Origin of the sequence: Staphylococcus pseudoxylosus (genome assembly GCF_003697915.1) — a bacterium.
GTDB lineage: Bacteria > Bacillota > Bacilli > Staphylococcales > Staphylococcaceae > Staphylococcus > Staphylococcus pseudoxylosus.
In genome coordinates, this window is sequence record NZ_RCVN01000001.1 from 337,152 (window position 1) to 351,686 (window position 14,535).

At 30.8% G+C, this 14,535-nt stretch carries 17 protein-coding genes, 8 tRNA genes and 2 pseudogenes; 6 read left to right on the top strand and 21 right to left on the bottom strand.

The features are described from left to right. Positions 1-386: 386 nt before the first annotated feature. The 5 genes and pseudogenes from D9V42_RS01705 to D9V42_RS01725 form a co-directional block, all read right to left on the bottom strand. Positions 387-884 carry a YagU family protein gene (locus D9V42_RS01705; protein ID WP_122062728.1) on the bottom strand — a complete coding sequence of 166 codons (498 nt, stop codon included), beginning with the start codon at positions 882-884 and terminating at the stop codon, positions 387-389. Positions 885-1,120: 236 nt separating this feature from the next. Further along, the gene (locus D9V42_RS01710; RefSeq protein ID WP_122062730.1) at positions 1,121-1,552 is read right to left on the bottom strand and encodes a GNAT family N-acetyltransferase; all 432 of its coding nucleotides are present in this window, start codon (positions 1,550-1,552) and stop codon (positions 1,121-1,123) included. A 125-nt stretch (positions 1,553-1,677) separates the two neighbouring features. Then, complete coding sequence (locus tag D9V42_RS01715; protein WP_122062732.1) at positions 1,678-2,100, bottom strand: hypothetical protein; 423 nt, start codon at positions 2,098-2,100, stop codon at positions 1,678-1,680. A gap of 303 nt (positions 2,101-2,403) precedes the next feature. Then, a pseudogene (locus D9V42_RS15685) lies at positions 2,404-2,546 on the bottom strand (hypothetical protein). Between the two features lie 359 nt (positions 2,547-2,905). After that, positions 2,906-3,646, bottom strand: a complete 741-nt coding sequence (locus tag D9V42_RS01725; protein ID WP_122062734.1) for an SDR family NAD(P)-dependent oxidoreductase — start codon at positions 3,644-3,646, stop codon at positions 2,906-2,908. A gap of 512 nt (positions 3,647-4,158) precedes the next feature. Here D9V42_RS01725 and D9V42_RS01730 point away from each other — a divergent pair. Further along, complete coding sequence (locus D9V42_RS01730; RefSeq protein ID WP_122062736.1) at positions 4,159-5,367, top strand: MFS transporter; 1,209 nt, start codon at positions 4,159-4,161, stop codon at positions 5,365-5,367. Positions 5,368-5,839: 472 nt separating this feature from the next. Here D9V42_RS01730 and D9V42_RS15540 read toward each other — a convergent pair whose 3' ends face one another. Both D9V42_RS15540 and D9V42_RS01735 read right to left on the bottom strand, forming a co-directional pair. Next, the gene (locus tag D9V42_RS15540; protein ID WP_275128842.1) at positions 5,840-5,962 is read right to left on the bottom strand and encodes a hypothetical protein; all 123 of its coding nucleotides are present in this window, start codon (positions 5,960-5,962) and stop codon (positions 5,840-5,842) included. Then, the gene (locus tag D9V42_RS01735) at positions 5,940-6,134 is read right to left on the bottom strand and encodes a hypothetical protein (protein ID WP_107543253.1); all 195 of its coding nucleotides are present in this window, start codon (positions 6,132-6,134) and stop codon (positions 5,940-5,942) included. Before D9V42_RS01735 ends, D9V42_RS15540 begins: the two co-directional genes overlap by 23 nt. Before the next feature lie 202 nt (positions 6,135-6,336). Here D9V42_RS01735 and D9V42_RS01740 point away from each other — a divergent pair. Further along, a pseudogene (locus D9V42_RS01740) lies at positions 6,337-6,711 on the top strand (tyrosine-type recombinase/integrase); the annotation flags it as partial. Between the two features lie 530 nt (positions 6,712-7,241). After that, positions 7,242-7,670: a hypothetical protein gene (locus D9V42_RS01745; RefSeq protein ID WP_122062739.1), complete on the top strand. Its 429-nt coding sequence runs from the start codon at positions 7,242-7,244 to the stop codon at positions 7,668-7,670. A gap of 17 nt (positions 7,671-7,687) precedes the next feature. On the opposite strand, the gene D9V42_RS01750 is transcribed toward D9V42_RS01745, so the two are convergent. The 4 genes from D9V42_RS01750 to D9V42_RS01760 all read right to left on the bottom strand — a co-directional run bounded on the left by D9V42_RS01750 (position 7,688) and on the right by D9V42_RS01760 (position 9,002). After that, entirely contained in the window at positions 7,688-7,894 is a 207-nt protein-coding gene (locus D9V42_RS01750; RefSeq protein WP_101094540.1) for a hypothetical protein, read from the bottom strand. Positions 7,895-7,976: 82 nt separating this feature from the next. After that, complete coding sequence (locus D9V42_RS15390; RefSeq protein ID WP_122062741.1) at positions 7,977-8,168, bottom strand: hypothetical protein; 192 nt, start codon at positions 8,166-8,168, stop codon at positions 7,977-7,979. Further along, positions 8,161-8,280, bottom strand: coding sequence for a hypothetical protein (locus D9V42_RS15625; protein ID WP_318756250.1), 120 nt, complete (start codon positions 8,278-8,280; stop codon positions 8,161-8,163). The genes D9V42_RS15390 and D9V42_RS15625 overlap by 8 nt, the downstream gene beginning before the upstream one ends. Positions 8,281-8,591: 311 nt before the next feature. Continuing rightward, entirely contained in the window at positions 8,592-9,002 is a 411-nt protein-coding gene (locus tag D9V42_RS01760) for a YolD-like family protein (RefSeq protein WP_122062743.1), read from the bottom strand. Between the two features lie 145 nt (positions 9,003-9,147). Here D9V42_RS01760 and D9V42_RS01765 point away from each other — a divergent pair, with 145 nt between their 5' ends. Next, entirely contained in the window at positions 9,148-10,041 is an 894-nt protein-coding gene (locus D9V42_RS01765) for a hypothetical protein (protein ID WP_122062745.1), read from the top strand. A gap of 167 nt (positions 10,042-10,208) precedes the next feature. Here D9V42_RS01765 and D9V42_RS01770 read toward each other — a convergent pair whose 3' ends face one another. Next, positions 10,209-10,982: an acetoin reductase gene (locus D9V42_RS01770; protein ID WP_122062812.1), complete on the bottom strand. Its 774-nt coding sequence runs from the start codon at positions 10,980-10,982 to the stop codon at positions 10,209-10,211. Positions 10,983-11,267: 285 nt separating this feature from the next. On the opposite strand from D9V42_RS01770, the gene D9V42_RS01775 reads away from it, so the two are divergent. Beyond that, positions 11,268-11,447 (top strand): hypothetical protein, encoded by a 180-nt coding sequence (locus D9V42_RS01775; protein ID WP_107543235.1) that lies wholly within the window; start codon positions 11,268-11,270, stop codon positions 11,445-11,447. A 408-nt stretch (positions 11,448-11,855) separates the two neighbouring features. On the opposite strand, the gene D9V42_RS01780 is transcribed toward D9V42_RS01775, so the two are convergent. Beyond that, positions 11,856-12,113, bottom strand: a complete 258-nt coding sequence (locus tag D9V42_RS01780) for an SH3 domain-containing protein (RefSeq protein WP_122062747.1) — start codon at positions 12,111-12,113, stop codon at positions 11,856-11,858. Positions 12,114-12,253: 140 nt separating this feature from the next. Between D9V42_RS01780 and D9V42_RS01785 the strand changes: the two genes are divergently transcribed. Next, entirely contained in the window at positions 12,254-13,318 is a 1,065-nt protein-coding gene (locus tag D9V42_RS01785; RefSeq protein ID WP_122062749.1) for a tyrosine-type recombinase/integrase, read from the top strand. Positions 13,319-13,460: 142 nt separating this feature from the next. Here D9V42_RS01785 and D9V42_RS01790 read toward each other — a convergent pair. From D9V42_RS01790 to D9V42_RS01825, 8 genes are all read right to left on the bottom strand, one after another. After that, a tRNA-Ser gene (locus D9V42_RS01790) sits at positions 13,461-13,549 on the bottom strand. 39 nt (positions 13,550-13,588) lie between these two features. After that, positions 13,589-13,660, bottom strand: a tRNA-Glu gene (locus tag D9V42_RS01795). A gap of 1 nt (position 13,661) precedes the next feature. Continuing rightward, positions 13,662-13,736, bottom strand: a tRNA-Asn gene (locus tag D9V42_RS01800). Between the two features lie 10 nt (positions 13,737-13,746). Beyond that, positions 13,747-13,820: transfer RNA gene (locus D9V42_RS01805), tRNA-Gly, on the bottom strand. A gap of 13 nt (positions 13,821-13,833) precedes the next feature. Next, positions 13,834-13,909: transfer RNA gene (locus tag D9V42_RS01810), tRNA-His, on the bottom strand. 20 nt (positions 13,910-13,929) lie between these two features. Further along, positions 13,930-14,002 (bottom strand) — tRNA-Phe (locus tag D9V42_RS01815). Positions 14,003-14,013: 11 nt separating this feature from the next. After that, positions 14,014-14,089, bottom strand: a tRNA-Asp gene (locus D9V42_RS01820). An 8-nt stretch (positions 14,090-14,097) separates the two neighbouring features. Continuing rightward, positions 14,098-14,171, bottom strand: a tRNA-Met gene (locus D9V42_RS01825). Positions 14,172-14,535: the final 364 nt, after the last annotated feature.

Here is a 14,535-nt window from a genome sequence, read left to right on the forward strand (position 1 = left end):
AACAAAATAACGGTTGAATTATGTACCAAAGAGAACAATGTCTGACTACAAAAATTAAAATAACTCACCTCTTTAATTAAGCGAATTGTTTTCTTCATGATTTTTTAATTTAAATTTATTTAATTTAGCACATACAAAACTAACACTTGTTTATGTAAGGAATAGTTTATGTTCATAAATATTATCTTTGTACATTCAAACAACCAATCAATCATCCCTATTATATGTACATAATAAGGATGATTCACTTCGAGTTAAGCATTATACTTTTGCCCAATAAATGTATACACTAACTAGTAATTCATATATCGGAACCTAAAAAAGGGATGCACTTATATAACAGTACATCCCTTTCATTTGAATAAATGTTTTAATTAATACTTGTTTCACTTCAACTCATTTTTATATACAAAATATCTTCGAACAAATTCTATAACCATCAACCACGCAACATGACCTAACAATTCAGATAAATGTTCGTGAAACGGTTGCTCTAAAGCATTTGGAACGACACCCATTATTGGCATGAGAATTAAATGAAAGACTATCCAAACAGCGAGACCAAAAATAGAACCATAACCAATTGCTACTTTTGAAAAATATTTGACTAGTATAATATAAATGAACGCAAATACTATTGAAAAACTAAAATGAACAATAAAACTTACCCAAGGCATTGATTGTTCTGAAAATTGATAACTCATATGTGTAAAATCCGAACTAAAACCAAACTTTTGTAGTAATTCTTGTGGCGGATTAGTGGCATTACGCTCTGGTGTTCTAGGTGGCAGCATAACTTCCCACCCTAATTTCACAATTCCCGATAATAACCCACCAATGATAGTAGCATAAATAATTTGAGCAAATGATAATTTTTCTTTCATTTTAAATTCTCCTCTATACGTCAAAATGGCAATAATTTTTAAAATTTTATCAAATTTAAATAGAGGAAACAATATAATTATTATTTATAATTTGTCTATTTTTCGACATTAGTATTATTAAAAAATGTTTTTCAAATCAATTAGATTTAAAAACATCTTTCTGTAAGTTTCTTTCACAAAATAAACTCATCTCACTATATAAATGATTTGCTCAAAACTATATCATTAAGTAATCTTTACAGTTTGAGATGTAAAATGGGATAATGTCTTCCTTGTTGATCCTTTTGAGATTCTTTATACTTTTTAAATCCATTTTTGATATAAAAATTTACAGCATTATAATTATCTTTATTTACATCAACATATAGAACTTTGTTTTCTTGAATTAGATATTGTAGTATTTCAGTACCATATCCTTTCAGAAAATATTTTGGATCTATAAAAAGCATTTCTAAATTTTGTTCGTTTGTACCTGAGAAACCAATGGCTTCGTAGTCATTAAACCACAAATCAGCTTCGACAAATTTAAAATATGTAGGAATTTCAGCTTTTAATTCTAATCTATCCTTTTCTTTTAAAAAATCGTGAGTTGCAATTACAGATTTTTCCCATATTTCTAGTGCTTTTGGGTAATCTTTTTCTTGAAGCTCTATTTTTGTTAATTTCATATTTTATCTCCTTTCTCTTAATTTATAACCCCATAAATTAAGTTTATCACTGTTCTTTATCCCCATAATCTTACAAAGTGGATAGTTATTTCACTGATCCTCTTTTTTAATTATATTACTTCTTTCTAAAATATATTTGGATTAGAAAACTTTTCTTGAAAAGCAAGTAAACTCTCCTTAACAAAATTACAATCTTTATCTTTAAAATGGATTGCAGCTTCATGTTTGAAAGGCAATCTATCTTTCATAATTTTAACTCTATCGTTGAATAAATCTTCTATACTACCGTAATTCATTATATCTTCATTTAAACAATCGGGTATTGTTAGTAATTCACTGCCTATAGTGTATGCACTAAATAATTGATAAAACGACTCGTCATCAATTGAATCTAAATATAGTAATTCTCTTCTTTTATCTCTTGGATGCTTAAACAATTTGTAAAAAAACTTAGTTATATCATTTTTTTCTTGATAATATCTTTGTTCTGCAGAACTTTCATTTTCCAATAATTTTAAGTAACTATTTATATTTATATTTAAAGACAATAATAACACCTCATTGATATTCTTTATTATAAATACCCTATATAATAAATATTAAAATATTTTCGAACGAATAAAATAACCAAATAAATATAATGAATAACACATTGGTATTTTGAAATGTCGTACAGTACTAGAGCGATATTTACAACTACCACTTTAATCGTATTTATGCTAATGTTTGCCCATTAGCTATAAACCTTATGGTAAAAATTATATTAGTCTTTCTCCAGATACCTTATGGAATTCAATTTCTAATTTGTATTCATCTGGTGCGTCTGAGTTTGTTATCTTCATAGTATTAATTCAAAAGAATGGAATAGTGTTACTAGCTTTAACAATATCCTTTGTAAAGAAAAATTGTTTACCCTCTCCAGTATAGGCTGAGTTCAAAATCATGCTTGCTTCGTATCATATAGCTATTCAGGATTAATTCCTGAAATTAATATATCTTGAAACTCTTGAAAAGTTTTACGCCAATCTAAATTGGGTTACATGTAATCACCTCAAGAATATAAAAGAACACTTGCTCTCGTTAATCGATTCAACATTACTTTTCACAACATAAAACAGTTAATTTCATATTATTGCAAAAGGAAATAATAATCTCCAATTAAAAAGCCTATTTCAATTTTTACAAAATTATAATCAATATAAAATGTAGTTAACTAAATAATAGGAAAAGTTGGATAGATATTTAAATCTGTAAAATTATTAAAAAAACCCACCTAGCCATTTAGATGAGTTTTAAGTGATGGGTTTCTAGTGATAATAATCGGAAAAACACAAAATGCTTAATCATTTGAAATTACCAAGGTACAACGCCATCATTATTTGTAAAAGTGATGTTTTTATCTTTTCTATCTTGTTCTACTAACTCAATAACTCTTTTAATACCTTCATCAATTGAACGTGCTCCCATTTTTTTAGCTGTTTCTGGATCTAAACCTCCAAATTCAGTGGCTACCATTCCTGGATCAACTAGATCTACACTGATATCATAACCTTCTTTTTCTAATTCTTTTGATAATTGAATAGAATACATATTTAAAGCAGCTTTTGAAGATTGATAACCTGCGACACTCACATCATATACAATTGAATCTTTATCTAAAACTGAATTAAGAGATCCCATCATACTAGACATATTAATGATTTTTGCTTCTTTCTCTTTTTGAAGCAACGGTAATATTGCTGAAGTTACATTAATAACACCAAAAACATTAACATCAAATTCATTTTTCACTTTAGTGACATCAAGTTTAGATGGACTAGAAGCTTCTAAAGCTACACCTGCATTATTAATTAAAATATCTAAAGCGTTTATTTCTTGAGCTGCACTCTGCACAGAATTTATATCAGTAACATCTAGTTGAACTGTAGTCACAGACAAACCTTTTGATTCTAATTCCTTCACAATAGATTGACCATCTTGTAAACTTCTTGCACCTAAGATAACATGATAGCCTTTCTCCGCTAACACTTTTGAAATTTCTTTACCCATTCCTCTAGTAGCACCTGTTACTAGTACTTTCTTTTGGTTATCCATAATTTAAAACACCCTTTTCATGTTAAAGTTGCAAACATTTAATTACTTCCCTTTTGAATTAAGTATAAACCTTATCGATTTATTGAGTTTCAGATTAGAAATCTATTTATTTCGTAAAGTATTGTGTATTCATTAGTTCATAAAAACAAAAAACATCGAAACCTATCATATCAAGGTTCTCGATGTTTTCAGTAAGCATTTTTTATGTAATTAACGGAGAGTGAGTACTTTTCCAAACGCCTATTTTATAGTGTTTAAACGATTTTCTTGTCCGTTTATCGTCCGTTTATAAACAACCCACCTATTCATTTAGGTGGGCTTTTGCGTATTCGTATATTAATATTATATACCAAATTAAATAGCGAAATAACAAATATTTATATAAAATATTAATCATTTTTATAAACATTATTTAGTTTTATGTATATTCAATATATTTGATATAAAAAATGATTTTTAGTATCCTTTTTCTATGTTTAAATTTAGACTTTTCTGAAAAAAGGAGGATACTTTTGAATAATCTATATAATATTCACAGGATAAAAGGAAACTGGCTAATTCTCATAGCCATTATTATGGTTGCATCAACTTTACGCGCTCCTTTAACTTCTGTAGGACCTGTTATTAATGATATTATCCAACAATTTAATATTAATGACGGTATTGCAGGATCACTAATAACAATCCCACTATTTATTTTCGCTATTATTTCCCCTTTAGTATCGAAAGTTACATACTACTTGACTATGTCTCGTACTATTTTATTATCAACGTTATTGTTAGTTTTATCTTTAATTTTACGTGTAGCTGGGGATTTCACACTATTTATTTTAGGTACCATACTTTTAGGAGTAGCAATTGCATTTGGAAATGTACTTTTACCAAGCTATGTAAAATGGTACTTTCCAACTCAAGTTGGTATAGTAACAGGTATTTATAGTAGTATGATGCATTTCACTGCGGGACTTGGCGGAGGTTTAAGCATTCCAATATCTTCGGTATCTCAATTTGGTTTTAGATTATCTTTATCTTCTTGGGTTATATTTGCTATTGTCTCTATCTTTCTGTGGATTCCCATCGTAACAAAGAATAGCAAAATAGAGAGAAAAACTACCTCTGCTAATCAAAGAAACAAAGCAAATAAAACTAACATAGTTAAATCAAGAATTGCTTGGATAATTGCTGCTGCCATGGGTTTTCAGGCTATGATTATTTATACTATCGTTATGTGGATGCCATCTATATTAATAGATAAAGGAGTGGATTCTTCAACAGCAGGTTTTTTATTTATGCTTAATCAATTTTCACAAGTACCAATGACATTTATTGTACCTATCATAGCTTACAAACTAAGCAACCAGCGTATTTTAGCTATCATTATAACCACATTATTTTTACTAGGTTTTAGTTTTTTATTTTCTCATTCTTTAATTTTATTATTTATTGGGGTTATTATATTAGGTGCAGCTATGGGCGCATGTTTTAGCTTTTGTATGATATTATTTTCCATTAAGGCTCGTACAGATAATGGTAGCGTAATGTTATCCGGATTTGGTCAATCGATAGGCTATTTAATCGGCGCCATAGGTCCAGTACTTGTAGGATATCTATATGATATAACACACAGTTGGAATTCAGGGATTGTTGCATTATTTATTATGTCTCTATTATTCTTAATATTTTCTTATAGCGCTTCAAAAAATAGAGTAATAGAAGACTAAACAAAGTACTATATAATAAATTAATTCAAACTATTATATCAATATTTAAACTCCCATCCAGTAGTTAGCTTATTTTCACACTATATATAATTATACTTTAATACAAAAAAATTCCCCACCATAAAGGTGGGGAGTTTACAAATTTTATTTTCGCTCATTTCTTAGAATTACTTAATAACTTATCAAAAAAGAAGGCTATATTCAAGTTACCATTTTTTTAATTTAATTATTAGTTTATTTATGTGTTTAGAATAATCTTTACCCTTTTTCTCTTTTATTTTACTATTTATTTTATGAAGTATTTTTTCAAACTTTCCATTCTCCACATATTTCCTTATTCCACGTTTTATAATACTTACACCTACTAACATAATTTTACTTAATCATACAGCAAAATTGTAAATTCAATGTAGTCATTTTATTGAATTTATGTAAAAGCACCCAGTGACATGTGTGGGTGGTTGAAAGGATTTCAATCTTGCTCTATCGACATTTCTTGAACATACATAAATTCTTTATGGTCTAACATCTTACCAGTAACACTTTTTAGCGATACGCTTTCAATCGGTTCTTTAATAGTAACGTACGCCTTCATATTCTTCGATGTCAGTATCTAAATAAGAAGGAAACGCTTCTTCTAATGTGAAACTTTCACTTTTTATATAATTAATTGCAGAGTTTTTCTGAGTATAAATTTTTTCGCCTAAATCTATTTGGTGGTCTTCATATGCTTCCCCATTGTCATAAATAGGTAAATGCGCAAACATTTAATAACTCTGTTTTATTAATCATTTTTTATATTATACAACAAAAAAATAGGACAAGAACGTAAGTGCCTACCCTTAATAATATAGTAGTATAATCACATTGAGGCGAGAAATAGTAGCCTTCTATATTGCACCCCATTTATTTATATTTAATCATGCCAATTCCATTTTAATACGCCCCAATATTTCTCTGATTTAATGCGTTCCTTTACCTGGTACAAAAACTAAAAATTCAAAGAGAGATGTTGAAGTTAATCAAAAAGACATAATTTTAATTAATTCTAAGTTGTCTAACTTACCTCGCAGAATTGATGGAAAGTTATTTGCTTTAAGTCATACCGCAGTAAATAAATCTTTTAAGCACGCGAAAAAAGTTGTTGGTTTAGATGATGACAATGTAACCCCCTACTCACTTAGACACACTCACACATCTTATTTACTTTCTAAAGGCTTACCGATTGAATATATTAGTAAACGTTTAGGACATGCAAGCATATCAATAACTTTAGACACATACTCTCACTTGTTAGAAGAACATAAAAAAGAGCAAGGACGTGTCAGAGAATTATTCTCTTGACACATATTTGACCCTCACTCTCCGTACATAAAGCTTATCATATCAAGCTTTATGTACGGAGAGTGAGGGATTTTAAAAACTTCGCTAGACCAGTGTTCAAGCCATTTTATTGGCGTTCTGTTGGCGTAAAACTTATTTTACATGACTTAACTAATCTTATCTAAACATAATAAAAACCCGTCAAATCAACGTTTTACTTACGTCAACTTAACGGGAATTAACCAATTAGCGGAGAGTGAGTGCTTTTCCAAACGCTTATTTTATAGTGTTTACACGATTTTCTTGTCCGTTTATAAACAACCCACCTATTCATTTAGGTGGGCTTGTGTATTTATAATAGAATCAAGACAAAAAGAACTTCTTCCCCACTCCTAAAAATTACTTAAAAAGCTCAATTTATTATTTTAAATATTGAAAGTAATATGTTGTTTTGTTAAACTCACAAAAGATTATGTTAAATAAATCTAAATAACACAAGGAAGAATGGAGTTGGAATTATTAAAAAGAAATTTATAAGTACTATTAGTGGTGTGATTTTATTATCTTCAGTAGCAATTGCTATGCCAGAAACACCAGCAAACCCTATAACTTCATCTAATCATGAAGCTCAAGCTGCCAGTAAAGGGTTTAAATATTTCACTACAGTTAATGGATCTACTGCTGCAAGTGATTTTGCAACTAAGTCAGTTGGATATGCAGCTGCCGGAGGTTTAGGATACTTAGCAACCGGAGGAGCAGGTGCAATAGTTGCAGGAACTGTCGGTGGACACCTATCTGCAGGTCTAAGTGGCATAAAAACTGTATACATAACAGATAAACAATACATTAATAAAGCAGGTCAAATAGAACATCATGCAACATTATATAAAAACAAAAGTAAAACTAAAAAAGCAGGAACTGCAAAATGGATAACTTCTACAACTTATCCAAATGGAAATAAAGAAGCAGGTCATAAATAATGTAATAGTCCATGTATTTAATTAAATACATGGACTATTACTATTAATATACCTAGAAACAAATAAAAATAAAAGCCTACCCATAGGCTTTTATTATCAATTTTCACTTCTTTATCTGAAAAACTTCTCCTTTTTTGTTGAAACTTACCTACAGATACTTGAAATAACAAACATATAATAATGAATGCTACTATAAATAGTACGCTTAATACCACATTAAGCATTTAAACACCTCCTTTTTTTAGTCTATTAAAATTTTCAACTTTATTCAATTGCTTTATTGACTTTGAACTTCAGAAAATCTACCTATTCATTTAGATGGGTTTTTGCGTATTCGTATAGTTTTTCAGTTGTCTTTAAAGTCAAATTGTCTATATCACGATTTCCATTTCTCAATGTAGATATAACCGTCTGGCTAATACCTGTGCTCTTATATATCTGATAACCAGTTAAATCACTTTCTATTAGTTTTTTGATTGTCTGTTTGTATTCACTCATAATTATCACGCTCTATCTTTTTATTCAAAAAATACAAATGTGTTTTTCTTCCTACGAATAATAACAACGGTAGGCATAAAATAAATATTGATAGATACATTTGAAATGTCATATTTGAAAACCTCCGATAAATGTAATATACTTCAAGTGTAAGGAGGAGCCCGAAGGCTCCAGTTGATTACTTGTCTTGGTTATCTTTATTGGCGTTTAGATAACATAGATGCCATAGTCTTAGTTGTTTTAATAGCGCTGGGGAAATCAGTATCAAAAGTGATATTGGTTGCTCTAGCGCTATTTTTATCAAGTGGCTCAAGGCTTTACCCTCCTTTCACTTGAAGTCTGTAAGGTGTATCTCAACCTTACATATATAATTATACTACACATTCGTAAAGTAATCAAGCGTTTTATTCACATTTTTTTGATTTATTTTATCTCCACAATATCTTTCAAATTAACTTTACTTAATCCAGTTTCTTCATATAAATGTAATGTTTGTGTGTGAACATCTACTTTATGAATGTAACCCTCTTTAGTTTTAATATACCCATCCACAAAATAACGTAATTCAATTGTAGGGTCATGATACATTTTAAATATTAACTTATCATTTAAATCATTTAATTGGTGGTCGCTTAGTGACGGTCTATCAATCTTGTTTTGGTCTTGTATGTATTGCTCTAGTTGCTCATATTGTTCAGGCAGTGTGTTAAAGGCTTGCCACTTAACCATACCACGCCCTTTGGGTATACGTGGATTAAGATACTCTCTAGGTATTTTACGGTAATCAGTTTCGTATTTATATTCATCTGGTGCGTCAGGATTTATTATTTTCATAGTATCACCTCATGAATATAATAGAACATTCGTTCGCATGTGTAAACATATATCATAAATTATATTTACTTTTTCCACTTTTGCAAATATAATTAATTTAATAAGTATACCCCCGCTTAACGAAATGAAAAGGAGGTCATTTCTGATGGAAAAAATTAGATATGATTTAACAAACAAAGAGTTAGATGTTGAATCTCAATATTTAAAAAAATTAGATAAATCAGAAAAAGATGAGTATCTAAATTATAAAGTTTTCAAAAAGCGTAGTAAATTGAATAAATTTAACGGCGAGGATATTGAATACTTTGCTGTAGAAACTGAATTAAAAGATGAAAATGATTATTTAAATACTTTGAGCCAAGAAGACAAAGAGCAGTACCTGAATTTAAGTAGTGTACAGCAGCATAAAATCATTAAAAAGTACAGGGTATCTGAAGGTATTATAGAGGAACCACTTATAAAACTTTCAGAAATTGAAGAACCTTCTAAACCAGTACCTGAACCTGAAGTATATGATTTTGATGATATAGAAAGTCGAATAATAAAAATAGAAAATGATAACTTAGCTTTTGAAACGTTAGAGGAACTGTTTGAAAGACGTAGAAAAAGTGAGATTTATTTGTCACCAGGGGAAAGCAGATTTTATCACGCTAGAACCAAAATATCATCTTACGTGGATGAACTGAGAGAAATATTATTTGAAATGCAAAAAAGCAATCCTAATTACAAAGTAGCTACCAATTATACAGAAGTACCTATTAATTATTACAATAAACAGTATTTTGATGCTATTGAGGAAATAACGGAAGGTGTAGACGTAAATAGTTTAACTCCGTATGAGATAGAAGAAATAAAAGCTGAAAGTATAGATTATGAGTATGAAATCTTAGTTAGCCAACCTACTAAGAAAACTAAAGAAAAAATGAATTCTAAATTAGTGGAGTATGTTAGGTCTATAGAGGATTCACTAGATAAAGGCGTAATTGATAATAACTACGCTAAGCAAGCAATTATTAATTATCTAGAAGTAAACTTATAAATCAGAATATTATATAATCTGTATGTAATAAAAAAGGAGCAGACACGGGACAATGTGCCTGCTTCTTTTAGTAAGGTATACTTGCGTTGGTTAGCAATAGTATATTGCTTAAAATATTTATATCACAAAAAAGACACCTCGTAAAGAGGTGTCAAATATAGTTCGTGTTATCTATATACTAAACCACCATCAGTAAGAATAGACTGACCTGTAATATAACCAGAACCTTCTGAAGCTAAGAAAGATACTAAATTAGCTACGTCTCTTGGTTCTTGATATCTTCCTAATTTTATTGCAGAAGAAAATTCTTCGAATGCATCTCCAGGCTCCATATCATCGTTATATTTAACCATTTCTTCGTCGATACGATCCCACATCTTCGTTTTAGCAACGCCAGGACAATATGCATTAACTGTAATACCATCTTGAGCTAATTCTTTAGCCGCAGTCTGTGTAAAAGAACGAACCGCATGTTTAGTAGCTGAATATGTTCCTAACATTTCATAAGATTCATGCCCAGCAATACTACATGCATTTATAATTTTACCACCTGTATTTTGTTTTTTAAATTGCTCTGCTGCGGCCTGCGTCCCAAACACTGTACCATAAACATTTACATTGAAAAGTTTACTAAGCTGTTCTTCATCTATTTCTAAAAATGGAGAAACAGCATCTACTCCAGCGTTATTAACAAAAACGTCTATCTGACCAAACTCCGTAACTGCAAACTGTACTAATTCTTTTTGGTCTTTTTTTACCGAAACATCACTTTTGAATGCGGCAACATTAAAACCGTTGTTCTTAAATTCTTTTTCTGTTTCTAAAAGGAGTTCTTCATTAAGATCTTGTATTATTAAATTAAAACCATCATTTGCCAGTCTTTCTGCTATTCCTTTACCTAAACCACCTGCAGAACCCGTAATAACAGCTGTTTTATTCATCATAAATCATCCTCCAATATTATAATTTTTTAACTAACTTTATAATATCATCTATAGTCTTTTTCATCTAAGAAAGCGCTTGTAATCTGTAACATCCTAGTTTGTAAACATAAAATTTTAAATAAAATCGGTGATTAAGCTCATATTGAATTGGCAGGTCTGTCTTAACTCCTTTATATCTTTTCTTTGAATTTCACTAAATTCAGTTTAATTTAGATTTCTTTTTTTCTTATAATAAATTATACTTAATCCTAACATAAATTCAGACAACCAAGGAGAGTGTATATGAATTACAAAAGTGAAATTAAAAAAATAGGTTGGAATAAAAAAGAAGTTGCTAATAGAGTGGAAAGTTTAATCGAAGAAGAAATAATAGATACAAAAGATGAATTAACTGACGATGTATCGACAGTTATTGAAAAAGAAGACAACAACCCTGTACTTAATGAATTTTTAAATAAATAAAAACAGTCTGAGGAAAACAGACTGTTAAAAATATATCATTAAACATGTGGCAAAATGTACTAGTTTATACTAGCCAAAATTAGTATATAACAAAGACTTAATTCTGAAAAATTTATGTCAATTTTACTGACATGAAATAACCACCCAGTGACATGTTTAGGTAGTTTAATAGGTAATAATCATTATCATTTTATAATATGTACATGTGAATATATTATAACACAAAAAAAGACAGACACAGAAGTACCTGCCTTTTTATGGTTAATACACAAGCTAGCTTATGGTATGAGCATTATTATAACATAAAAAGACACCTCTTAAAGAGGTGTCCGTCACAAATAAAAGGATAAGTTAAAACGAATGTTCTAACCATACCCTTATTTTATCACTATAAATTTAACTTTCAAATCATTTAATTACTCCCCACAATGAACCCACGCCATGATTAGGAGGCGCTACGCGGTTCCATGTACGAATTGGTAAATACCTTCTTCCATTATAACTGTCGTAACCAACCCATACGTGACCATCTTGTAACATTACTTCATCATATTTAATTGATTCACCAGGTTGTAACCATCCACTAATTGCCATATTAACAAACGGACCAATCATGTGTACTGCTATTTGTTCACTGCCTACTTTGAAAGTCGCTTGTTCTGACATATACCAAGTACCGTGTTCATTTTGTTGCCAACCTGTGTTAGTTGCAGGTTTGTTATTATTGTTTGAATCACTTACAACTTTTGAACCTTTTGGAATTTCTCCGTCGTAATATTGTTTAATTTGGTTAAGGAGGAATAACTATGACAGTCAAGAAATATAGCAACGGTAAATGGGGATATTACTTCGGTCACGAAGGTAAACGTTATCGTAAGCAAGGATACAAGACCAAACGAGAAGCTACTGAAGGCGAAACACAAGCGAAAAATCAACTTATGCAAGGTGTGATTATCAATAATAAAAGTTCGTTTATTGAATATTATAATCAATGGATTGATGTAAATAAAAAAGGTGTTATCACTGATCGTGCCTATCAAACATTTGTAAATGCTATTAATCAATTAAAATTATTTTTAGAAACTGAAATGATTACAGATATACGAATGGATAATTTCAACACCACTTTATATCGTAAGTTTATTAAATGGTATGGTGAAACGCATGCAACCGAATCAGTTAGAAAAGTCCACAACTGTATTAAAGCGTCAATTGAAGATGCAATACAAGAAGGTTTGATGTTAAAAGACCCTACTTATAAAGCTGTTGTAAAAGGCAGTAGACCAACACAACGAGAAGAAGACAAGTTTATGAGTATAAAAGAGTTCAATGGCTTAAAAGACTATGTACGTGGCACATATAAACAATCCTATCTGTTTATATATTTACTTATTATAACTGGTGGAAGATTTGGAGAAGTACAAAGATTAAATAAAACTGACTTCAATTTCGTAAATAACACTATTCACCTACCTGGAACAAAAACTGAAACATCAGATAGAACAATAGACATTCCTAAAATGGATATGAAGTACATTGAAACTGCCCTATCAAATATGCCGACTAATATGAGTGGTCAATTATTTAACACAGGTACATCTTTAATTACAAACAATGCAGTGACTAAAGTTTTGCAAAAATATTGCTTAGAAAACAAACTAGGCAAATATACCCTACACTCTATCAGACACACCCACTGTTCTTATCTACTTCATAATGGTGTATCAATATATTATATTTCAAAACGATTAGGACATCGTAATATCAAAACAACAATGGGTGTATATTCTCATTTATTAGATGAAACAGCAGAAATTGAAAAAGACAAGGCTATGACTGCATTAGAAGCAATGCCAACATCGTTGGCGTAATGGTATAAATCAAATTCCAAAATTGGCGTATCGTTGGCGCAAAAGTATAATTACGGTATATAACGAAGTATATCGAGATACAAGAAAACCCCGTTATACCAACGTTTTTATTAACGAAGTATAACGAGGAATATCGAATTAACGGAGAGTGAGGGATTCGAACCCTCGAGACGCTTGTGGCGCCTACACACTTTCCAGGCGTGCTCCTTCGGCCAACTCGGACAACTCTCCATATAAAAAAACAGAAGCGATATTTCACTTCTGTTTGTATGACCCCGACGGGACTCGAACCCGTGTTACCGCCGTGAAAGGGCGGTGTCTTAACCGCTTGACCACGGGGCCATGGCTCCACAGGTAGGACTCGAACCTACGACCGATCGGTTAACAGCCGATAGCTCTACCACTGAGCTACTGTGGAATAATTATAATGGAGCGGGTGATGGGAATCGAACCCACAACATCAGCTTGGAAGGCTGAGGTTTTGCCATTAAACTACACCCGCATTTTAACGATTATGGGGCGGATGATGGGAATCGAACCCACGAGTGTCGGAACCACAATCCGATGCGTTAACCACTTCGCCACAACCGCCAAAGTAAAAATCAAAAGAATGGTTCAGGACAGAGTCGAACTGCCGACACATGGAGCTTCAATCCATTGCTCTACCAACTGAGCTACTGAACCATAATTAAAAATGGCGGTCCCGATGGGATTCGAACCCACGATCTCCTGCGTGACAGGCAGGCGTGTTAACCGCTACACTACGGGACCTTTAAAAATTGCGGGAGGCGGATTTGAACCACCGACCTTCGGGTTATGAGCCCGACGAGCTACCGAACTGCTCCATCCCGCGTTAATATTATTAATGACGACTACCAATTAAATATACCATAAATGTTAACTTAATGTCAACGTTTTTTTAAATTAATTTACATTGGCTTAACAAGTTTTTAAAATTAAGTATGATAGTAGCTGTTTGCACATCACCTATCAAATAAGACTAACTCAGTATATAAAGATTTCATGGTTTAGTCAATGGCTTTTAAAAACTAATTTGTGTAAAAATGGTTTATAATAATATTATTTTAATTTTAGTTCCCTTTTTATATAAACAATTAGTGACTTCATCAATTTATTTATAGTTTTTAGACATTTTCTCAATCAAAAAGCTTAATATTAATTCAGATAGATAGAGACCTTCCACCTAAATAACTCGA